Source organism: Paenibacillus sp. MCAF9, assembly GCF_052114265.1.
Lineage (GTDB): Bacteria > Bacillota > Bacilli > Paenibacillales > Paenibacillaceae > Pristimantibacillus.
In genome coordinates this window covers 173,222-195,507 of record NZ_JBFREL010000002.1, presented here as the reverse complement: position 1 = coordinate 195,507, position 22,286 = coordinate 173,222, and the positions used below count along the sequence as shown (strand labels likewise).

General features: G+C 47.4%; 19 protein-coding genes. 14 read left to right on the top strand and 5 right to left on the bottom strand.

Translation table 11 applies throughout. From position 1 onward, the window contains the following. The first annotated feature begins 79 nt into the window (after window positions 1–79). Window positions 80–934, top strand: coding sequence for an inositol monophosphatase family protein (locus AB4Z45_RS03780; RefSeq protein ID WP_441885136.1), 855 nt, complete (start codon window positions 80–82; stop codon window positions 932–934). Window positions 935–1,013: 79 nt separating this feature from the next. On the opposite strand, the gene AB4Z45_RS03775 is transcribed toward AB4Z45_RS03780, so the two are convergent. Both AB4Z45_RS03775 and AB4Z45_RS03770 read right to left on the bottom strand, forming a co-directional pair. Next, complete coding sequence (locus AB4Z45_RS03775) at window positions 1,014–1,928, bottom strand: NAD(P)/FAD-dependent oxidoreductase (RefSeq protein ID WP_441907979.1); 915 nt, start codon at window positions 1,926–1,928, stop codon at window positions 1,014–1,016. 63 nt (window positions 1,929–1,991) lie between these two features. Then, the gene (locus tag AB4Z45_RS03770; protein ID WP_441907978.1) at window positions 1,992–2,477 is read right to left on the bottom strand and encodes an RrF2 family transcriptional regulator; all 486 of its coding nucleotides are present in this window, start codon (window positions 2,475–2,477) and stop codon (window positions 1,992–1,994) included. A gap of 185 nt (window positions 2,478–2,662) precedes the next feature. Between AB4Z45_RS03770 and AB4Z45_RS03765 the strand changes: the two genes are divergently transcribed. Next, window positions 2,663–3,820, top strand: coding sequence for a PQQ-dependent sugar dehydrogenase (locus AB4Z45_RS03765; RefSeq protein ID WP_441907977.1), 1,158 nt, complete (start codon window positions 2,663–2,665; stop codon window positions 3,818–3,820). Between the two features lie 74 nt (window positions 3,821–3,894). Here the strand turns inward: AB4Z45_RS03765 and AB4Z45_RS03760 are convergent, their stop codons facing one another. Together AB4Z45_RS03760 and AB4Z45_RS03755 are read right to left on the bottom strand one after the other, a co-directional pair. Next, complete coding sequence (locus AB4Z45_RS03760; protein WP_441907976.1) at window positions 3,895–5,205, bottom strand: glutamate-1-semialdehyde 2,1-aminomutase; 1,311 nt, start codon at window positions 5,203–5,205, stop codon at window positions 3,895–3,897. 137 nt (window positions 5,206–5,342) lie between these two features. After that, a complete protein-coding gene (locus AB4Z45_RS03755) occupies window positions 5,343–6,428 on the bottom strand; it encodes an LCP family protein (RefSeq protein WP_372239033.1) in 1,086 nt (361 codons plus the stop codon). Window positions 6,429–6,801: 373 nt separating this feature from the next. Between AB4Z45_RS03755 and AB4Z45_RS03750 the strand changes: the two genes are divergently transcribed. The 8 genes from AB4Z45_RS03750 (at window position 6,802) to AB4Z45_RS03715 (ending at window position 13,789) form a co-directional block, all read left to right on the top strand. Then, the gene (locus tag AB4Z45_RS03750; protein WP_441907975.1) at window positions 6,802–7,827 is read left to right on the top strand and encodes an ABC transporter ATP-binding protein; all 1,026 of its coding nucleotides are present in this window, start codon (window positions 6,802–6,804) and stop codon (window positions 7,825–7,827) included. Further along, window positions 7,824–8,618 carry an ABC transporter permease gene (locus AB4Z45_RS03745; RefSeq protein WP_076271138.1) on the top strand — a complete coding sequence of 265 codons (795 nt, stop codon included), beginning with the start codon at window positions 7,824–7,826 and terminating at the stop codon, window positions 8,616–8,618. Before AB4Z45_RS03750 ends, AB4Z45_RS03745 begins: the two co-directional genes overlap by 4 nt. Before the next feature lie 5 nt (window positions 8,619–8,623). Further along, on the top strand, window positions 8,624–9,415 hold the full coding sequence (locus tag AB4Z45_RS03740; protein ID WP_441907974.1) for an ABC transporter permease: 792 nt from the start codon (window positions 8,624–8,626) through the stop codon (window positions 9,413–9,415). A gap of 53 nt (window positions 9,416–9,468) precedes the next feature. Beyond that, window positions 9,469–9,954, top strand: coding sequence for a thioredoxin-dependent thiol peroxidase (gene bcp / locus AB4Z45_RS03735; RefSeq protein ID WP_441907973.1), 486 nt, complete (start codon window positions 9,469–9,471; stop codon window positions 9,952–9,954). 233 nt (window positions 9,955–10,187) lie between these two features. Next, window positions 10,188–10,784: a lipoprotein BA_5634 family protein gene (locus AB4Z45_RS03730; RefSeq protein WP_441907972.1), complete on the top strand. Its 597-nt coding sequence runs from the start codon at window positions 10,188–10,190 to the stop codon at window positions 10,782–10,784. Between the two features lie 440 nt (window positions 10,785–11,224). Beyond that, window positions 11,225–12,226 (top strand): methionine ABC transporter ATP-binding protein, encoded by a 1,002-nt coding sequence (locus AB4Z45_RS03725; protein WP_441907971.1) that lies wholly within the window; start codon window positions 11,225–11,227, stop codon window positions 12,224–12,226. After that, window positions 12,223–12,885: a methionine ABC transporter permease gene (locus AB4Z45_RS03720; protein WP_076271133.1), complete on the top strand. Its 663-nt coding sequence runs from the start codon at window positions 12,223–12,225 to the stop codon at window positions 12,883–12,885. Before AB4Z45_RS03725 ends, AB4Z45_RS03720 begins: the two co-directional genes overlap by 4 nt. A 55-nt stretch (window positions 12,886–12,940) precedes the next feature. Continuing rightward, the gene (locus AB4Z45_RS03715; RefSeq protein WP_441907970.1) at window positions 12,941–13,789 is read left to right on the top strand and encodes a MetQ/NlpA family ABC transporter substrate-binding protein; all 849 of its coding nucleotides are present in this window, start codon (window positions 12,941–12,943) and stop codon (window positions 13,787–13,789) included. 138 nt (window positions 13,790–13,927) lie between these two features. On the opposite strand, the gene AB4Z45_RS03710 is transcribed toward AB4Z45_RS03715, so the two are convergent. Continuing rightward, window positions 13,928–15,046, bottom strand: coding sequence for a copper amine oxidase N-terminal domain-containing protein (locus AB4Z45_RS03710; RefSeq protein WP_441907969.1), 1,119 nt, complete (start codon window positions 15,044–15,046; stop codon window positions 13,928–13,930). Between the two features lie 213 nt (window positions 15,047–15,259). Here AB4Z45_RS03710 and AB4Z45_RS03705 point away from each other — a divergent pair, with 213 nt between their 5' ends. The 4 genes from AB4Z45_RS03705 (at window position 15,260) to AB4Z45_RS03690 (ending at window position 22,154) form a co-directional block, all read left to right on the top strand. Then, window positions 15,260–16,576, top strand: coding sequence for a polysaccharide deacetylase family protein (locus tag AB4Z45_RS03705; RefSeq protein ID WP_441907968.1), 1,317 nt, complete (start codon window positions 15,260–15,262; stop codon window positions 16,574–16,576). An 88-nt stretch (window positions 16,577–16,664) separates the two neighbouring features. Next, window positions 16,665–17,684, top strand: coding sequence for an AAA family ATPase (locus AB4Z45_RS03700; protein ID WP_441907967.1), 1,020 nt, complete (start codon window positions 16,665–16,667; stop codon window positions 17,682–17,684). Beyond that, window positions 17,681–19,177 carry a DUF58 domain-containing protein gene (locus AB4Z45_RS03695; protein ID WP_441907966.1) on the top strand — a complete coding sequence of 499 codons (1,497 nt, stop codon included), beginning with the start codon at window positions 17,681–17,683 and terminating at the stop codon, window positions 19,175–19,177. Before AB4Z45_RS03700 ends, AB4Z45_RS03695 begins: the two co-directional genes overlap by 4 nt. Further along, window positions 19,164–22,154 (top strand): DUF4129 domain-containing transglutaminase family protein, encoded by a 2,991-nt coding sequence (locus AB4Z45_RS03690; RefSeq protein WP_441907965.1) that lies wholly within the window; start codon window positions 19,164–19,166, stop codon window positions 22,152–22,154. The genes AB4Z45_RS03695 and AB4Z45_RS03690 overlap by 14 nt, the downstream gene beginning before the upstream one ends. Window positions 22,155–22,286 lie beyond the last annotated feature (132 nt).

Sequence of the window (22,286 nt, the reverse complement as noted above, 5' to 3'; positions counted from 1 at the left end):
GGTAAAAGCATCAAACGTAGTAGACCTTAACATGGATAGAAATGTTCGTGAATTTACATAGAGGGAAGAGTGATGGATCGTGAATGATCAGAACAGTACTTCCGTCGTTGGCGGTAAAAGCTTTACGGCTGTCGCAATTAATTGTGCGTCGAAAGCAGGAGAATGGATTAAGACGAAGCTTGGCAACTTTGCAAGCCTTGATATAAAGTATTCCTCGCATGATCTTGTTACGGAAATTGATAAAGGTTCCGAGCGATTAATAAAAAATCTAGTGATGACTCATTTTCCCCATCATTCGTTTTTGGGAGAGGAAGGCGTAGAGCCTGGGCCGGAAGCGTCAACGCGCGCGCTGGAGAACATCCGTGACGCTGAATATTTATGGATTGTTGATCCTATTGATGGCACAACGAACTTTGTTCACGGATTTCCTTTTTTCTGTGTATCCATTGCCTTGGCGCATAACGGTGAGGTGATCGTCGGCGTGGTCTATGACCCGATGAAGGATGAATTGTTTGTAGCCGAAAAAGGCAAGGGAGCATACGTGCACGGAAAACGGATGCAGGTATCCAAGGAGGATACGCTGCGCGGCAGCTTGGTTGCAACAGGTCTTCCGGCCGACCATCATTATGCGCTGCCTCTAAATTTGAAAGGCATACAAGCAGTTGCCCCGCAGGTTCGCAATCTCCGTATAGCAGGCTCTGCTGCGATGCATATGGCCTATGTGGCGGCAGGACGCTTGAGCGGGTTTTGGGAGATTGGACTGAATAGCTGGGATCTGGCTGCCGGCTCGCTGCTCGTTCAGGAATCGGGCGGTATTGTGACGAGTACAGTTGGCAAGCCTTACGATTTGGGAACGAGAAATATCGTAGCGTCAAATGGCCACATTCAGCAGGAGCTTATCTCGGCGCTTGCCGAGGCGAAAGCAAGCGAATAAACGCAATAGACAGTGTGTACACAAACACCAAAAAAGCAGCCAGGCTTATAAATAGCCGAGGCTGCTTTTATTTATGAAATTAAACTCGGCTATTCCAAGCCTCTGCAAGCAGCTCGCTGTTAATGCCCACAGCAGCCAAGGATCCCATCGAAGCCGCCGTAATGGCTTGATACATCTCCGTCGCTGCATCGCCAGCGCCATAGATTCCTGGAATGTTTGTTTTCCCAAACATATCAACAACAACAGTCCCTGCTTCAGTGACCTTGCAGCCTAATGTTTGCGGCAAGTCTGAGCCTGCAGCAAGCTTTGGTGCAAAGAAAATTCCTGTACACGGAACAATAGTACCGTCCGCCAGCACAATTTGCTTCACCATGCCATCGCTAGATTCAATACGCAGGATAGGTGAATTGAAGGTAGGAACGTTATGCAGCTTAAGCTCCTCACGCTGCTCATCGGTCCATTCATCAGGACCATCGGTGCAAATGGTAATTTGGCTTGTCCAACCCGACAGCATTTTGGCAGAGTGCAGCGCTCTATCGCCTTTGACAATCAAGACAAGCGGTTGGTCTCTTAATTCCCAGCCATCACAATAAGGGCAGACGAAGGCGCTTTTGCCATATACTTCAGACAGTCCATTAATATCGAGAGGGAGGTCTTTCATTCCTGCTGCAAATAGCAGCTTTTTGCTATGATAGATTTGTCCTTGTGCAGTCGTAATTTGAAAATGGCCATCGGTTCCAGTGATCGACACTGCAGCATCCTCTACAAAACGAACCGTAGGATATGCGCTAATCTGCTCCTTTGCGACTCGTCGAAACTCGCCTGGACTAATGCCGTCTCTGGTAAGAAAAGCGTGAGTTTCGCGAGTAACTCGGTTGCGCGGACGCCCTTCATCAATAACAACTACGCTTTTTCTTGCTCTGCCTAGTACAAGTGCAGCACTCAAGCCTGCAGGTCCCCCGCCAATAATTGCTGCATCGATCATTTGTTCCATGTTAAACATCCTCTCTCGAATGGCTAATTTTATATTTTTCGCAGAAAGAGTAGTGAGATTTGTTTATTTCACGGTTTGTGTTAATGGATTGAAGGCAGCAGAGTCTACCACCCACTGGATCGTATGCTGCTGAAGGTACTGCTGCATATGACGTTCAGCGCCAATCATCACTTTTTTTACAAGACATCCCTTATTTTCTGAATGGTCAGTGGACTCAGGCTCTAAATCTTCAGCTTCAAAAAATAAATGATGATGCTGATCGTCAATATTAAAGCACTCATATAAAGGCTGTCGTCCCTCAATAACTTGAATGACATCAAAAAATGTAATTTGATCTGCAGCTCTAGCAAGCTCGTAGCCGCCGCTTGCACCCGTCACAGCACGTACGATGCCGTCCTGCCGCAGCTTGGACATAATCTTGGATAAGTAGCTCTCTGAAACTCCGAGAGAAGAAGATAAATCTTTAATACCTATGTTCTGGCCGCGCTCAGCATGGGCTAAGTGAATTAAAGCATGAAGTGCATAACCGATACTTTTTGAATATTGCATAAGGTACACTCACCCTCCTTTAATACTTGTACTTAATCATTATGGATCCACAATGTCCATTATAGACAACGTGAATCCACAATGCAATGGTGTAATACAAATACGTAAATTTGCAAGGATTTACAATGTGTTTTGTCGAATGAAATAGCATGGAAGTACTGGAGATAAGCCAGGAGGAGTGAGCGATGGTGACAGTGAAAAAACGAATTGCTGCGATGATGATGACAACATTATGTTTAGGCATGCTGGTTGCATGCGAGCCGAATGAAACGTCGTCAACAAATACAAAAGTAAATGAAGCGACGGATAAGCCTGAGAACACGATGGCAATTGATGAAAGCACTGAGCCGTCAGAGCAAGAAGAGCAAGACGAAGCTTACACGGTACTTGCGAAGGAGCTTCGAGCGCCTTGGGTCATTGCTTTTGACGAGGACATTGTTTATATAAGCGAGCGCGAAGGAAATATTGTGAAGGTGGATGGCGATGCGACGACACGTCAAGCGGTTCATTTGCTCAAAAGTGTACATGACCGCGGAGAAGGCGGATTTTTAGGTTTCTTGCTTGCTCCGGATTTCGCTCAGTCTCGAGAGGCCTACGCGTATCATACGTACGAAGAAAATGGTCGTGTGATGAACAGAGTCGTGCTTATTAAACAAAATGGCGGGCAATGGGATGAGGTCAGGGCACTGCTCGAGGGTATTCCTGGAGCTGCGAATCACGATGGCGGACGGCTGGCGATTGGGCCCGACAAGCTGCTTTATGTAACAACAGGAGATGCACAGCAGCCGGAGCTGGCACAGGACCGTAACAGCCTTGCAGGAAAAATCTTGCGAATGACGTTAGATGGCAAGGTGCCAGCGGACAATCCGTTTTCCGGCTCCTATGTGTATTCCTATGGACACCGCAATCCTCAAGGGCTTGTTTGGAATAGTGAAGGTGTGCTGTTTAATACAGAGCATGGCCCTTCGGGAGATCCTGGCGGACATGATGAGATTAATAAAATTGCAGCGGGCGGCAATTACGGCTGGCCTGCGATTTATGGGAGCGCTGCGCAGGAAGGGATGATAACGCCTATTTATCATACCGGCGAAGATGCGATTGCGCCCTCTGGCGCGACAATCGATGAGAACAATCGAATATGGATTGCTGCTTTAGTAGGCGAGGCGCTTTATCGCTATGACCCTGCATCCAAAAACATGGAAACGGTATTCGAAGGTGAAGGAAGACTTCGTGACGTAAAGATAAAGGACGGACGTATTTATGTCATCACGAATAATACCGATGGGCGCGGTAACCCGTCACCATCGGATGATCGATTGCTTATAGTAAAGCAGGTGAAATAAAAAAAGCTCAGGAGCCTATTTCAGCTCCTGAGCTTTTTTGCATTATAACATAACTACACTGCGAAGCTTATATATTACAGGTTAGTGAAAGCATAATTAATGGCTTTAATCGTTTCATCAATGTCCGCCTCGGTATGGGCTGTCGTAAAGAACCAAGCCTCATATTTGGATGGTGCAAGATTGATGCCTTGATCCAGCATGAGCTTGAAAAATCTGCCGAACAGCTCGCCGTCCGTATCCTGCGCTTCATCATAATTCGTAATCGGATGATCGCAGAAATGAGCGGAGAAGGAGCCGCGAATTTGGTTAATTGTGAGCGGGATGCCATGCTGCTTGGCAGCGGCGTGCAATCCTGTTGCAAGCTTCGTAGCCAGTGCGTTCATTCTATCGTAAATGCCAGGCTCTTGGAGCAGCTCCAAGCACGCTATGCCTGCTGAGATCGAGGCAGGATTGCCGGCCATCGTACCTGCTTGATAAGCAGGGCCGAGAGGGGCAACCTGCTCCATAATTTCACGGCGTCCGCCGTATGCACCGATTGGAAGGCCGCCGCCGATGATTTTGCCTAATGCGGTTAAATCCGGCTCGATGGCTTGGTGATCAGGGAACGCAACATAGGTCTGCGCTGCTCCGTAATGGAAGCGGAAGGCGCTGATGACCTCGTCGTATATAACTAGCGCTCCAGCTTCGCGAGTGAGCTTGCAAAGCCCCTCTAGGAAGCCTTCATGCGGCATAACCATACCGAAGTTGCCGACAATCGGCTCAACCATAACAGCGGCAGTCTCGTGCCCCCAGCGATCGAGTGCAGCTTTCAGCGCAGGCAGATCATTAAATGGCACGGTGATGACTTCAATAGCGATGCTTGCAGGGACGCCTGCACTGTCTGGAATGCCCAGAGTAGATGGACCAGAGCCTGCTGCGACGAGCACAAGGTCTGAATGGCCGTGATAGCAGCCAGCGAATTTAATGATTTTGGATTTCTTTGTGTAGGCGCGAGCGACACGAATGGTCGTCATGACGGCCTCTGTACCGGAATTGACGAACCGCACCTTGTCGAGAGATGGGATGGCTTCTTTCAGCATACGAGCAAGCTTAATTTCCAGCTCCGTTGGTGTGCCGTATAGCGTACCGTTCTGAGCTGCACGAACGATAGCTTCTGTAATATGCGGGTGAGCATGTCCAGTAATAATAGGGCCATAAGCAGCTAAATAGTCGATATAGCGGTTATCATCGACATCCCAGAAATAAGCGCCCTCGCCACGTTTCATAAATACGGGTGCGCCGCCGCCTACCGCTTTGTAACTGCGGGAAGGACTGTTGACGCCGCCAACAATATGCTGCAGCGCTTCTTCATATAGTTTTTCGGAATTTGGTCGTAGAGTTGTCATGGAAAGCAGCCTCCAATGGGATTCATAGTTGTAAGTCAATTTAAACAAGTTGAGAAAGAGTGTCGTATGATGTGCGGCCGCGGCGCACCTAGAAACAAAATACACGCAACTTGAAGCGCCGTTGCGTGTACGTATGTTTACTGCTGTTTATTGCTACTGTCGCTGCCGCTTGGTGTACTGCTTGGCGAAGCAGTAGGTTCTGGAACGGTGTTGTCTTCTTGCAGCGTCGTTTGTACGAAGGAGCGCAGCTCATCTTCATCTCTAATTCCAATAACAGACGCGCCGCCAACCCGATCCTCCGCGATGAGATCCATCGGCGGTATTTGCGTTGTGCTGGCCACATGGCTTTTGACGCCCAGCTGACCGAGCTTCAGCATATCCGGCACACTAATGTTTGTTTTCACATAAGGCTGAACGCTTTCAAGAATTTTTTTCATTTGGATAATGTTCCATGTCGATTGAAGCTCTTTGGACACCGCCTGTAGGAAATTTCTCTGACGCTCTGTTCTTGTGAAATCGCTCATCGCATCGTGGCGGAAACGAACGTATTGCAGGGCTTTATCGCCGTCAAGCAGCTGGTAGCCTTTTTTGAGATCAATATCGTAGCGATTGCCGTCGGCGTTATCGGTGTAATGCATATCTTTTTCGACATCGAAGTAAATGCCGCCCATTGCGTCAATCAGGCTTTTAAAACCTTCAAAGTCGGTATAAACATAATATTGAATGTCGAGACCAAGCAGGTCTCCAACCGTTTTCATAGCGAGCGGATATTCTCCTAAAGTAAGTGCTGTATTAATACGGCCTTTCCCATGTCCTTCTATGCTGACGTAAGTGTCGCGAAGAACGGAGAATAGATGTGCTTTCTTGGTCACAGGATCAAAGGATGCAACCAATATGGAGTCTGAACGAGCCGCTTGCCCCTCGTCTAGCCCGCGAGCGTCACCGCCGAGCAGCAATATATTAACGCGCTCTTTGCCTTCCCATTCAGGAATAGGTACTGGCGTTGCTTCAGCATCCTCGATAGGAGCCTTTGTTGGCTCTGGATCACTGAACTTATCAAGCGCACTGTAAACACCTACGCTCCAATAAATAACAAACGCTGCTACCACACCAAGAATGACAGAGAGGCTGATATAAATCCTTTTCCATCTTTTTTTCTTCGCCATTTTAGCAGTCTCATTTTTCGATTCTTCAGTCGTCTCTTTATTCGTCTCTTTAGGCATTTCGTTAGACGTGCTCCTTTCAGATATTGCGGAATCGTTTTGAAACAATGAGGGTAGATTTCAATGTAAGCATGAGCAAAGATGGCATAGCGAATGATCCGCTCCCAAAAAAGAAGTTAGCAGAGCAGTATACGTTAGAAATATAAGAACGCATAAGTATGAGCCTTATTAACAGCTTATATTTCATCAGCAAACAAAAGCTTCGCTGCACAAGGCAAAGACAGTCGTTTACGCTAGGCGTGAACTAATGTATGATTACATATCATAAAATTATAAAGCTGAACGACATGCAGAAGCAAGTTTTATCGTTTTAAGTAAATAAAGATCGCTATTTCCTAGGAAATGTCGAAGTGGAAGGGGCTATAACAACCAGATGTTAGCAATCGATGTAAAGGATTTACGCAAACAATTCAGCGTGCAAAAAAACCGAGAAGGCCTATCCGGCGCCCTCAAGGACTTGTTTAAACGTGAGTACAACGAGGTAACGGCGGTAAAGGATATTTCATTTCAAATCCCGCAGGGTGAAATTTGCGGGTATATTGGCGAGAATGGAGCCGGAAAATCGACAACCATCAAAATGTTGACCGGTATTTTGGTACCGACCGCAGGCGAGCTCAAAGTAAATGGCTACGTGCCTTTTAAGGATAGAGAGAAGTTTGTTAATGGCATTGGTGTTGTATTCGGACAGCGGTCTCAGCTGTGGTGGGATATAGGCGTTATTGAATCGTTCCAATTACTGCGCAAAGTATACCGGGTTTCGGAGGCGGATTTCCGCAAACGTCTTGACGAGCTTGTTGAGCGGCTGCAGCTTGGCGACTTATTAAATCGTCCTGTACGCAAGCTAAGCCTTGGGCAGCGGATGCGCTGCGAGCTTGTTGCTTCGCTCCTTCACAATCCATCCATTCTTTTTCTCGATGAGCCTACAATTGGTCTGGATATCGTCGTGAAGACAGAAATTCGTGATTTCCTGATGCAAATGAATAAGGAGCAGGGTACGACTATTTTGCTGACGACTCATGATCTCCAGGATATTGAAGCGCTTTGTTCTCGCGTCATTATGCTTGATGATGGCCGCATTATCTATGATGGCGGACTCGAGGATCTGAAGAGCCGTTGGAGCAAAGGACGCGAAATTCAGTTCCAATTTGCAGGGCATACTGCGCTTGCCAAGCTGCAGCAGTTGACGAGCGCACTCGATGTAACATGGACGATGGAGAATGAAGTGAGCGCAAAAATGTGGCTCCCGCATGCCGTTAATGTCTCGGATGCATTGGCATGTGTTGTAGGCGGCGTTGAAATTCGCGACATTAAAATTATCGAAACAAACACCGATGACATCGTTCGAAGCATTTATTCCTCTGGCTCTGCGGCAACATCCAAGGAGACGGTTCAATCATGATGAGCGCTTATATCGACTTTATTCGAATACGGTTTATCATGATGCTTGCGTACCGCGTTAATTATTATAGCGGTATCATTATTTATGCGATTAATATCGGCGCTTATTACTTTCTATGGCAGGCGATTTATGGGGACAAGGAGACGCTGGCCGGTTTCACGGTGACCCAAATGACAACCTACGTTGCGGTATCTTGGATGGCTCGTGCTTTTTACTTCAATAACCTGGACCGCGAGATAGCGAATGAAATAAGGGACGGTAGCGTAGCAGTACAGCTTATTAGACCTTATTCCTATTTAGTCGTAAAAATGATGCAAGGTTTTGGAGAAGGCTTGTTCCGAATGCTGCTCTTCATGGTGCCGGGGATGATTATCGTTTGTTTCTTATTTCCCGTTAAATTACCGACAGATCCGATGACCTGGCTAATTTATTTAGTCATGCTGTTCTTTAGCTTTCTTATCAACTCGCAAATTAATATTTTGACCGGCCTATTCGCTTTTTTCGTTGAAAATAACGAAGGCATGATGCGAATGAAACGTGTTATGGTCGATTTGTTTTCTGGCGTAGTTGTGCCGATAGCGTTTTTCCCAGGCTGGCTGTCAGCTATTATGCAGTGGCTGCCATTCCAAGCCATTACGTATTTGCCAAGCTCCGTCTTCACGGGGCGGACGCCTAGCGATCAAATATTGCAGGTGTTTGGCATTCAAGTGCTTTGGTTTGTTGGGCTGCTGGTGCCAATCTGGTTAACGTGGCGCGCCGCTCGCAAGCGGTTGTTCGTGCAAGGGGGATAATAAATATGAGATACGCATCATTATTTTTGGAATACATTAAAAACTACGCGAAGACGCGTCTTACTTATCGTGCTGACTTTTGGATCGAGGTACTTTCCGATTTATTGTTCCAAGGGATGAACCTCATCTTTATTCTGATCGTGTTCCAACATACGCCGTCGCTTGGCGGCTGGTCTGAGGCAGAGGTCGTTTTCGTATATGGCTTCTTCATGATCCCATATGGCGTGTTCAGCACCTTCTTCAGCATATGGAATTTCAGCGAGCGTTATATTGTGAAGGGCGAGATGGATCGTGTTCTAACACGACCAGCACACAGCCTATATCAGGTGCTGCTCGAAAATGTAGATCCTCCTTCTTTAATCGGTTCCTTCGTTGGGGCTATTATTATGGTGCTATGCTGGACACAGCTCGGTTTGCCTTTCGAGATTCTCGATCTATTTGTGATGATGCTCTTAATTTTAGGCGCAGTGCTGATTTATGCAGGGCTCTACACGGCACTTAGTGCCATTTCCTTTTATTCGGATGCACCGACTGGAATTGTGCCGTTGATGTACAACATTCAAAATTACGGACGTTACCCGGTTAATATCTATAACAAAATGATCCGCTTCGTATTAACATGGCTGCTGCCGTTTGCTTTTGTAGGCGTCATCCCAGCTTCTTATTTTCTTGAGAAGAAGGCGGATGATCTCTCACAGCTCGCGCTCTTAACTCCGGTCATGGGAATTATCGTTTTCACTCTTGGACTGTTGTTATGGAACCATGGCGTGAAGCGATACCGAGGAGCCGGCTCTTAAACGGCTTGGTTTTAATTGAATAGGTGTGCAGCAAAAATGATGGGGGACTAATCATGACACAGCTTCAAGTGGGAGATATGGCACCGGAGTTTGTATTGCCGGCGTCAAATGGAGAAGATGTTTCACTTAGCGATTATCGCGGGAAAAATGTTGTCCTTTACTTTTATCCAAAGGATATGACGACGGCTTGCATACAGGAATCATGTGATTTTCGAGATGCAAACACAGAAATGTTGAAACGAAATACTGTTATTTTGGGGATTAGCCTAGATACGGTAAAGTCTCATCAGCGTTTTATTGAAAAGAAGGAGCTACCTTTTTTGTTGTTAGCTGATGTGGAGCATGAGGTGTGCGAGCTGTATGGAGTATGGCAATTAAAGAAGCTTTATGGCAGAGAGTACATGGGTCTTGTCCGATCGACTTTTCTCATCGATGCAGCAGGCAGGCTCGTGCAGGAATGGCGTAAAGTAAGGGTGAAGGGGCATGCAGAGCAGGTACTGGATGCCGTAAAGCAAATGCAGCCGGCTGCTGCTAAATAATTGAAAACAGGACGGAGCAGGAAGTAGCTGCTCCGTCCTGTTTTTTTGTTTTGGACTCTTACAAATTTGTCACCTGAATTGTCACCCTAATCGATGGTTGGCAATCGCTATTTTTTATACGATAGGAAATAGAAAACGGACTTGTGAAGGAGGCGTCAAAAAATTGTTAAAATAGCTTGAACTCAGTTGATCGCAGAATATCGAATACACACAAAATATACGGGGGAATGAAAATGAAAAAGTTGTTAATTGCAATGCTGTCGCTTGTCGCTGTCATCCTAATCGCGGGATATGTTGGCAAGGACAGCATCGTAGAAAAGATATTTCCGCAGGCTAAGGGTGTCATTGTGTCCGGAGAGAAACAGCAGATCGATGATGTATTAACCAAACATGCCGAGCAACTAGAAACAAAAGAAGTGTACGAGTTAAAAATCGAAATTGCTGATGGACAAAAAATAATGTATTTGTCGCAATCCACGATTCAAGGCTTATTGAAAAGAGAACTGCTTACCGAAGTGGAAGCTGACGGTAAAACAAAAAAGGTTAAATCTTTGTCGACTGTTCCAAGTGGGGAAGGCTTATTGTTTGCCAAAAAAGAGTCAGACAAGATTAATGGAAATGGGAATCCCATTTCGGTCAAATATGAAGGGAATTTGATTATTGGGAGCGGCCGAGCTTATGTCGATGCATTTGTTGTACTGGAGGACTCATCCTGGTCATCGCTGCAAAAGACAGAAAAAACGATGGCTGTTATGAAATTTAAAGAAAATCCACAAAAGCTAATCGGAAAGTTTGATGTGGAAAGAGACCAGCTTGTAACTTTGAAATAATGGCTTTAGCTAGGGTTGTCGCAAAAACAGAGTGAATCTGCTTTTTGCGACAGCCCTATTTTTGTTTTGCTGATGTATCTTAGGGAGAGTGAGTCTCTGAGCTAATCGCAATCAGTAATGCACTCCACTCATCGGACAAATAGCTTACGAACCGATTCGTTAAAGCTTCAAAGAAGCATTTTTCTGCATAATAGGCATGATACAGTTCGTTAGCCAAATGGGTTTGGGATGTTATGTGCTGTCGGTGAGATGAAGCGTTGAACCCTTAGGTGTATTGCAAGAGTAAAAAAATGGAGCGGGGAAACAATAGAGAAAGCTTTCTCAAATGATTATATAGCTGCTAAATGATGAAGCGCAGTGAAATAGATAATTTTGACATTGACAGTATGCTGCCACATTTATAAAATATGGACTTGCTTGTTAGATAGGGGGTTATAGATTTGATCAGGCTAAACAACATCAGAAAATCGTATCGAGTAGGGTCGATTTCAGTAGAAGCGGTTCGTGGCGTTAGCTTGACGGTAAGTAAAGGTGAAATATTTGGAATTATCGGTCATTCAGGCGCGGGGAAGAGCACGCTGCTGCGCTGCGTCAATTTGCTGGAAAAACCAACATCGGGAACGGTAAATGTTGGGGATGTGGAGCTTACCGGCTTGCCAGAGAGACAGCTACAAGCGCATCGCAGGCGTATCGGAATGATTTTTCAACATTTCAACCTGCTATCGATGTCTACGGTACGAGATAATATTGCATTCCCGCTTGTTCTCGCCAAGCTTTCAAAGGCAGAGGTGAATAAGCGTGTGGATGAGCTGCTGAAGCTCGTTTCGCTTGAAGGGCATGCAGATAAATATCCTTCTCAGCTTTCGGGAGGCCAGAAGCAGCGTGTTGGTATCGCGAGAGCGCTCGCAAACAATCCGGATGTATTGCTCTGCGATGAAGCGACATCGGCATTAGATCCGCAGACAACGAATTCGATATTATCATTGCTGCTCGACATTAATGAGAAGCTAGGAATTACAATTTTACTTATTACGCATGAAATGAACGTTATACGTTCGATATGTGATCGTGTCGCTGTTATTGATGATGGCGAAATCGTCGAAATGGGCGATGTGCTGCATGTATTTCTAAAGCCGGAGCATCCGGTTACCCGCGATTTTGTTGATCAAGCATCGGACAGCGCCGTGACGGGACAATTGCTGCGAGGCCGCTCAGGGCGTCTGCTTCGCATGACTTATATTGGCGAATTGACTTACGAGCCGATTTTGTATAATGCGGTGAAGCCAACGTCTGTTCAATTTGCGATTTTGCAAGGAACCGTTTCGCGCATGAAGCACACGCCTTATGGCCAGCTTATTGTGGAATTGATCGGAAGCGCCGGGGAAATTGATCAAGTGATTGATGTTTTACGCAATGATGGGCTGGAGGTAGATGCGATATGATGAGCTTCGAAAACGTACGTATTCCTGAAATTTGGGATGCTACGAAGGATACGCTCTATATGTTGACAGCCTCGCTCGTATTTACAATAATTTTTGGACTTATTATGGGCGTCGTCCTGTTTCTAACTTCAAAACGGCAGCTTCTGCAGCAGCCTATTGTGTATGGCATCCTTTCATTTATCGTCAACGTACTGCGCTCGGTTCCGTTCGTTATATTGATGATATTGATCATGCCGCTTACAAAAATCATTACGGGTACGACGCTAGGCGTAGAGGGCTCTATTCCGCCGCTTGTCGTAGCAGCAACGCCTTTCTTTGCAAGGCTGGTGGAAACGTCGCTGCGTGAGGTAGATCGCGGCGTTATTGAAGCGGCTCAGGCAATGGGTGCATCAAAGTGGGATATCGTACGCCGCGTACTGCTCCGTGAATCTAGTCCAAGTTTGCTAGCTGCGGTTACAATAACGGCAGTAACACTCGTCTCTTATACAGCGATGTCGGGTGTAATCGGCGGCGGTGGACTTGGTGACTTGGCACTTCGCTACGGATATCAACGTTTCCAAACTGATGTGATGCTAGTAACCGTCGCGCTTCTTATCGTGCTCGTACAGGTGCTGCAAACGATCGGGGATTCCTTAGTGCGTCGTTACAGCAGAAAATAAATAAGTAGAAGCATGATGCAGCTCAGAATGAATTGACAACTATGGAGGAATGAACATGAAAAAGACAAGCTATATGATCGTAACTTTAATGCTGATGTTTGCATTAGCGGCTTGCGGACAAAACAAAAATACCGATGGCAACTCAGCAGGATCAAATGTTAATCAAGGAACAGAAACGCCTGGAGCGGTTAAGCTGAAGGTTGGCGCTTCTCCTGTTCCACATGCGAAGCTGCTTGAATTTGTAAAGCCAATGCTCAAGGAGCAGGGCGTGGACCTGGAAATTATCGAGTTCAATGACTACATCCAACCGAATACACAGCTTTATGAAAAAAATATTGATGCTAACTTTTTTCAGCATACACCTTATTTGGATCAGTTCAACAAAGACAAAGGTTATGATCTTGTAAATGTAGCTGCTGTTCATATTGAGCCGTTTGGCGCTTATTCGAAAAAGATTAAAAAAATCGATGAGCTGAAGGATGGCGCAAAAGTGGTAATTCCGAATGATCCATCGAATGGCGGACGTGCACTTGCCCTTATGGCTTCAAATGGACTGATTACTCTGAAGGATGGCGTAGGCGTTAGCGGAACTGTATCAGACATTGTCGCTAACCCGAAGAAGCTTGATATTAGAGAAGTAGAAGCAGCGACATTGCCGCGTGTCTTAGGTGAGGTTGACCTTGCTATGATCAACACGAATTACGCGCTGGAGGCCGATCTAGTTCCTACAGAAGATGCACTGTTCATTGAAGGAATTGACTCACCTTATGTGAATATTCTTGTTGCGCGTCCAGACAATAAGGATTCCGAAGCGATACAGAAACTCGCTGCAGCGCTTCGTTCACCTGAAGTGAAAAAATTTATTGATGAGACCTACAAAGGCGCGATTGTTGCTGCATTTTAAGCAGGCCGTACTTTAATTAAAATGACAAAAAAGCTGAGCATGCGAGTAATCGCTGCTCAGCTTTTTATGTTTTGTGCATCACTGCTATTGTTGGTCAATGCTTTTATACCTAAATCTCTGCCGACAAGCTCCTTTTTATTACGAAAGGCTTAAACTATAGGTTTGATTATCCTTGTCATACGGGAAACCATTCTTGAAATACAAAATATCGCCTTCACGCTTGATGAACTTTAGGTAATCGCCGAGATAAGGAAGATCATTTGTTTCTACATATTCTTGCTGCTTAGCACCCAATAATTCTTTGTAAAGCACTGTAGTCGTCATGCCTTCTCTATTCACAAGTTTTAAAATGCCGTTTTTATTTGCGCGCAAGAGAAAGACATCCTTGTCAAAATACTCAATAAAATAATTGTCATCTTCTCCGCCTAGGCTAACCAAATCAATCGTTTCAATGACTTCTCCGGTGCCGTCTTTAATCAGACGCAAAGTATTTCCATCGTTCAGCAGCAATTGGCCGTCTGCTAGAGTCACATTTTGCTCCAATCGACGGAAATAATAAACGCTGGACTGTTGTATGACTTTGCCGCCTTTCATGACGAGCGTGAATAGCTGATTGTGAAGATGCGGTTCACCATAGTTATCTTCTAGGTTAAGTACGAGCAGTCCGCCCGGTGTTTTTTGAAATTTGAATGTCAAATATTCATGTATGGATTCACCTAGCTTTGCGAGCTCTCGCCTCACACCCTTGCCGTCTGTGACGTAGACAATGCCTTTCTTAGGCTCTACGGTGTAAGTTAATCCATCGTATGAGTAGATATATTGCTTGAACGTTTTGAGATGATCAGCCTTTATCGTCTTACTCTTGGCGTCCCACGTAATATGATCCCCACCCAGTGCCCCGACAACGAAACGGACAGGCAAATAAACATTTTTCTCATACAAAAATGGTGCGCTTTCGAGCTTAACCATTTTTCCATCGAGTATGCCTGTTTTGCTGCCTAGTCGCACCGCAATCGATTTATTCCACCCGTCATATTGAGCCCGTTTGCCCGCTTTATCCCATTTCACTTCAAGCCCCGCTCCGCCTCCGACACTATCCATTGATACGAATGTAACGCCATTTTTTACGAGTGCTCCTCCATATGAGCGAATGCCGGAATCCCAATTAAACTCATAGCTTGCCTGAGATGCCGCACTGACTGTGGTTGGCAGCAAAAGTGCAAACACCAAAATAACTGCTGCAATGCTCCATTTCATTTTCAATCACTCTCCTAAATTTCAATTAAATGGAATATATATGGAATGAAGACGCGATTGCACCACAATAAGTTGCGCACTGCTGTCTTCATGTTTTATTCGAAGCTGACATTTGAAATTGACTAGCATAGTCATTTACCAGTTCAACTGTTCATATAATCTATCAGAATGACTCAGTTTATTATTCATAGGTAGAGAAGGGTGGCAGCGTGAATGCAGCGGATGTGGCGGGTAGTGATTTGTATACTAGTTGTTTGTTTTGGTTTGTTTAAGCCTGATGTTTTTGGAGTGAATAAAGACGATGCTGCAAGTGATCAGAAGATCGTACAGGCAAGTGCCGCTGCTGCGGTTACGAATGATGAGGCGATGCCGCTTCTAACGGTGCAGGCATCTTACGATACCGGGAAAAAGCTGGAGCAAGGCAAGTCGTCACCTGCTGCTTCATCGCAAAATGATAGAGTTAAAGCCAATTCACTAGGATCAGATCAAAAGATTTTGTATTTAACATTCGATGACGGACCTAGTAAGAATACAGAGCAGGTGCTGGATATTTTGAAGCGGGAAGGGATCACGGCGACTTTTTTTGTGCTTGGTGAACATGTGCTGAAGCAGCCGGAATTAGTTAAACGGATCGTGAAGGAAGGACATGGGATTGGCAATCATACGTTCGACCATAAATATGATCGTTTATACGGAAGTTTTGCTGAATTTGCTGATCAGGTGATGAAAACGGATCAAGCTATCTATCGTACAACTGGGGTTAGAACTACATTAGTTCGCGCGCCGGGCGGCACATATAGCAATTTTGATCAGGGATACTTTGATGCGATGAAAGCGGCAGGTTATCAGGTGCATGACTGGAATGTAGACAGTGGAGATTCAAAGCGGCAGGGCGTGCCGGCCTCCGAGATTATGACGACGATTAAAGGCTCAAAGATTGCAAACAAGCTGAATGTTTTGCTTCATGACAGTGCAGGCCATGCAGAGTCTGTTAAGGCATTGCCGTCCATCATTAAATATTACAAAGATAAAGGGTACACATTTGCTAAGCTGACGGATCAGGTTGAACCTATTCAGTTTAGGGTGGCAAGCAAACTCAAGTGGAGCAGAAAGCAGGTCACGCAGCAGGAAGTGGATAAGCTCACTCTGTTTTCGGAGAAGCTAGGTCAGAGCAGCTTGTCTGCCCTAACAAAAAAGCAGGTTCCAAATTTAATTTTGCATCGTGGCGAGAAAAGTCTCGTGCTTGCGTCAAGCGAATACGGAATAAAAAACGGCGCCATCGAAGTGTCGCTGCAAAAGCTTGTGGAATGGATTGAAGACAGCACGGAACTTGAGCTGAATACTGATTCCATAGAATCGTACGTAAGTACAAACCAGTTGCCGCAGAAATCCGGCAAGGAGAAACCTGTGATGGATGAGCACAAGAAGCAGATCGTAGTTCCAGTGCGTGAGACGCTGCAAAAACTTGGAATTGCGATAACAAGATATGTGTACAACGATACCGATCGGGAAATTTGGATAACGGAGTAATAGAAAGGTTTCTAGCAGGTCTAAAGTGAGAGAAAGCTGGGGACACTGAAAAATAGATAGATTTATTTTTCAGGAGGCGATTTATACGATGATTTCTCCCCAATTTTCTGAGGATGCTAAAGAGGAACGTTATAGTCATTGGCCGGAAGCACCACAGGTGCTGCTGCATCGATTGCTAGTAAAGGTAGAGAGTGTATTGCTAGGCAAGCAGCAGGTCATTCGAAATACGCTAACTGCACTTCTGGCTGGAGGACATGTTTTGCTAGAGGATGTGCCGGGTGTTGGCAAGACATTGCTCGCTCAGGCGTTTGCTAGAGCGGTCGGTGGAGATTTTAAAAGAATACAGTTTACGTCCGACATGCTTCCGGCTGATATTGTTGGCGGAGTCGTGCTTGATGCACGGACGAGTGAACTTGTGTATCGGCCTGGACCGATTATGGGCAATGTGGTGCTTGCTGATGAGATTAACAGAACGTCGCCGCGCACGCAGTCTGCGCTTTTGGAGGCTATGGAGGAAAGACGAGTGACGGTAGAAGGGAAAACCCGCAAGCTGCCGGTTCCTTTTATGCTCATAGCTACACAAAACCCACTTAGCTTCGAGGGGACAAACACGCTGCCGGAAGCACAATTGGATCGGTTTATGGTGAGGCTGACGATTGGTTATCCCGGCTCATCGGAAGAGAAGCGGATGCTCGAGCAATACGCGAATGGCAATCGAATTGAACCCGAACGGCTTCGTCCTGTCATTGCTACGGAGGAATGGCTGCAAATGCAGGCTGAGGCAAGGCAGACTCACATGCATCCGGCACTGCTTGAATATATGGTGCAAATAGCCGATGCGACAAGGCGTGCGCCTGAGGTTGTGCTGGGCTTAAGCCCACGCGCTCTGCGCGACTGGCTGCGGGCATCACAGGCGAATGCGTATATGGAAGGACGCGGATTTGCGATACCAGATGATTTGCTAGCGACAGCTGATGCTGTGCTTCCGCATCGTTTGTCTTTGCGTTTTAACGCGACTGCGGCTGGTGCTGATGCAGCTGCAGTTATGAGACGGACGATACGTGAATGTCCGATGCCTGCTGCAGTAGGAAGCGGGAAGCGCCGATGAATGCACCTTTTCAAGATGAATTATTGCAAGGCGGAACGCCGGAGAATGAGGCTGTTGATACGACGACTTATACTCAAGAGGGTGACAGCGCAGCTCCGCTTGATAGGAGCGGGCAAAGAGCAGCGACGGTACAAATAAAAGAAGCTGTCCTTGTAAACAAGGAATGGGATCAACTAGCTTATCCATATCGTACGAGATGGATCGCTTGGTGTATCATTACGGCAGGCTGGGCAAGCAGCTTGGCAGCTGTCATGATGCGGGGCGGTGCAGTAGAGTGGTTTATGCTGTCCGTATTCAGCATGATTATAATCATTAGCGGGCTTGCGCCTATTATGGCTGCCAAGGGATTAACTGCAATGAGGATGATGCCGCAAGAAATGACAAGAGAAGGCGGGCTGCTCGAAATTAGCCTGAGAATAAAGCGTTCTTTGCTCATACCTATTGTATGGATAGCTATTTCTGATGAGACGAGTAATGAAAGCTCATCTGAAAATACGAAAATAAGCGTGCGCTCGGTGCTAATGCCAATGTTCCGCCAAGAGATGAACTACCGATATACTCTCCATAACTTACGGCGCGGGCGTTATCCCTTCGAGCCTATATCGATTACTGTGGGGGACTGGCTCGGCTTGTCAGCGATCCATAAACGTTTATATACCGCAGGAGAATTTGTAGTGCTGCCAGGACTGCCCCATGCCGATCAGGTACATAAAGCGGAACGTGCAAGAGGCACAGCATTATATGCTGTGCAATCTTTGACAGCTGATCCAAGTACGGATCACCTAGGAGATGCGGGTCGGGAGGAAATCAAAGCGGCGGTGAGTGCGGCGGGACTTGGACCAGACAGCCGTCCATATCGTGAAGGAGATTCGCTGCGTCATCTGGATTGGCGAAGTGCAGCTAAAGGGCGCGGCTTACAGACCAAAATCCATCCTTTAGAGCGGCCAGCCAAAACAGTTATTGCTGTCGATACGCTTGCTTCGGCTTATGGGCAGGACGATCGGTTGTTTGATGCTTGTGTAGGCTGGGCTTCGCTTGCACTAGCACAGTCTGCTTCACTCGGCCACGCTGTGACACTGCTGCTTGGACAAGGTTCTCCTGTCATGCAATCATCTGTTGATGGAGGAACACAGTCTGATTTATCAGAGATGCTGCATGCCATGGCATTGCTTTGCGCGGATGGAAAGGGCTCTCTCGCTGGGAGACTCGCCGAGGAATCAAACCTGCAAGCACGTGGCAGTACGATACTTGTATTTACTGCGGATTGGAGAGGCGGCCGGAGCTGGGGAGAGCTTGCCGGATTCGCAGGCGAGCAAGGCTGCAGGCTGGAACTATTTATTATTACACGCAGCAATGTACCTACCTTCGCTATGCGCGAACAACAAAAATGGTTGGAAAGAGGCGGCGTCAAAGTGACGTGGCTGCATGTCCCTTCGAGTATGAACACGCTCCCTTACGCCGAGGAAGGAGGCGACAATCATGAGCTTGCTTAAAAGCGATGTAGTAGGGAGGAGCGATAAACCTCTGAAAGCTGAGCATAATTTACTGCGAGGCGAAGCGGCTGAGGAATCGTTTGAATACCGATTGATCACAACATTGCTGCTGTTCGGACTGCTATCGGAATGGCTGCTGCCTTGGGTGAATGCAGGTGAGTGGTCGGCTATTTATAATCCTGCCCCGCTAATTTTTGTTATTGGTGTGGTGCTGCTGGCAGGGCTGTTTCGTTTGCCGATGGCACTTTCGTTCATTATGAATGCTTTGTTGTGCATATTAAGTCTCATGTGGATTTATAAAAGCGCTGATCAAAGCAGTTTGCAATGGCTGCTTGCGTTTCCAGGCATGTTGAGAGACCATTTCGTTCTGATTATAGAAAATGGGCTGTGGTCAATGTCCGGAGAACTTCGGACTTTGCTGCTGTTTATAGGCTGGGCGATGCTTGCACCTGCATTGCAGGCTTTATTATGGATGCGGCAGACCGCTCTTGGCATCGCATGCTTCACGCTAGTTTATTTGATTACGCTGCATGTCTGGCTGGGTATGGATGTGATGGGAGGCTTAATGCGAACCGTGGCAGAAGGGCTCCTGCTAGGTGCCATTGTCTCTGTACCGCGTGTTAAGCGAATGATTAATACAGGTGCCGGCAAGCTTAGAGGTCTTGATATGCGCTGGTTATCAAGCTCCGTTTTTGTTGTACTTACGATACTTGGTTGCGGTCTTTTGTTTGCAGGCGGGAAAGGTGAAACGATGCCGCCTGCTAGCTGGACTGCCTCTCTTAATGATCGTTTAGAGCAAACCATTCAGTCTATTGGTAATCAGCAAGGCTCTATCCATGTAATGGGGCAAACTGGATTTGAACGATTAGGCAGTGCATTTACGGGTTATGGCTTTGATGACGGCGTGCTGGGAGCACCTGTACAAAAGGATAACAGCGTGTTATTTACAGGCAGCTCCACTGAAAAAGCATACTGGCGCGGGGAGTCAAAGCAGGTGTACGACGGCCGGGGCTGGATTGATACCGCGGGCAGCTCTGTTTTGCTTCCTATACGAGGCTCCGATGCAGCAGCCTCCACTGAGGCGGCAGCAGAAGCTGGGAATAAGCAGCTGGGTCCGCTCATTCGGCAAACTGTAGTTTGGTCTAAGCTGACAGCGGGGATGCCGCTCTTTGCATCAGGCCACTTTGGCAATGTGACAGAGCTTGTTGCAGCTGATCCGCGCAGGAAGCTTGGGAGTTACGTATACAATGCGGATAAAGACTCTTTATACGCACAATCGGATACAGCGAAAATTGAGAAATATACAATAGAGAGTGTGCTCTCCATAACGGATGAAGCACAATTGCGTGCATTGAGCAGTACCGCTGACGATAATTTATCGACAGGTGACGGAGCGCAGGCGGCAACAGTAGAAAGTGCTGCGGAGCTTGAGCCTTATTTGCAGCTGCCGAGCAGTCTGCCAAGCCGCGTAACTGCATTAGCTGCTGAGGTTGCCGGCGGCGGGGTTACAAGCCGCTACGATCAGGTGAAGGCGATCGAGGACTTTTTGAAAGCGAGCTATACCTACTCGCTGGAGGACAGTACAGTTCCGCCGGAAGGAAGCGACTTCGTCGATCATTTCCTCTTCGAGCAGCGGCAGGGCTATTGTGTGCATTTCTCCACAGCCATGGTCGTATTGCTTCGTTCGCAAGGGATACCCGCTAGATGGGTGAAAGGCTTTACTTCGGGCACTCCAGTGGGTGAGAGCGCGGTAAGTAACACTGATAATTTGAATAAAGAAGCGGGTACTGAAGGGATAGAGAGTGCGGAGATAGGCTCGCTGAGTTCGAGCGGTGGAAGTTATGATAGCGGGAAGCAAGGGACGATAGATACGAGTACAGGAAGTATGAAGAATGAACAGCTGAGTAGTGGGAGTCATGATAGCGGGAAGCAAGGAACGCTAAATATAAGTACAGGAAATATGAAGAGTGGACAGCAAAGCGCAGAAAGTAATCGTGCTGGGCAAACAACTGAAAATAGTTTGAAGCTGGTGGATTATGAGGTTAGAAGCTCAGATGCGCATGCTTGGGTTGAAGTATATTTCCCAGGCGCAGGCTGGGTGCCCTTTGATCCGACGCCGGGATTCAGCGATGTATCGACTATCGCGTCCGTCGGTTCTGTGGACGGACAGCTTGCTGCTCCAGCGATGGGCGCAGCAGGAACAGCGGCAACCGGAGCAAGCGGTCTTAGCGAGTCCAGCTTATCGCGGCTCGCTGCTTCATTCGAGGCGGCGGCAGCAGCCATTGCACGAGGAGCTGACGCCCTCGTGCATGCGGCGCAAAGCGCCGCAAAGAGCGCAGCGGCGGCATCGCCCGCCGCTGTAGTTACCGCAGGCGCGGCCGCGCTAGCGCTCGCGGCCGCGGCCATTGCTGCGGCGCAGCACCAGCGGCTTCGCCTCTCGCTGGCGCTGCGCCGTTATGGCGCGGCCCACGCCGGCATCGCGAAGCTCGCCGGCGCAGCCGCGCCCTATCCGTCACATGAACCTGTGACGGACATGGATGCAGCGCCAGCGGCGGTCGCGCGCTTGCGCACTGGCACTGGCGGCGCGGCGGATATGGCGCCGCGCAGTGGAAAAACGCCGCGCGACGCCGATGGGCGGATTCGCGCGAGCTTCATTTCTGTGAGCAGCGCGTTAGCGCCGCTGCTGCAGCGCCGTTTCGGCGTGCAGGCGCCGGGGCAGACGGCGCGTGAATATGCGCGCGCCGCTGAGCCGACGCTCGGTGCGGAGCAGCAGGACGCGCTTCGCCAGCTTACAAGCTGGCTTGAGGAAGCACATTTTGCTGCGCCTGGTCCTTGGCCGGGTGCACCTACTCCTTCTGCACTGCGGACGGTTCTGCGAGTGCTGGACAAGCAGCCGATTCAGAAAGTGAAGAAGCACTCCGCGGATAAGCTGCAAAAGCAGAAGAGAAGCGACATGCCAGTCAAGGCTCCTAAATAGTTGCAGGAGACGATGATACATTTTGGCTCCTAAAGGGCTAAGCTTTAAGTCGATTTATATAACGAAAAATGAAACGCAGTTTAGCTGGAAAAACTACCGTTAATATGGTGTACCTTTGAGCTTTTTCTGCAA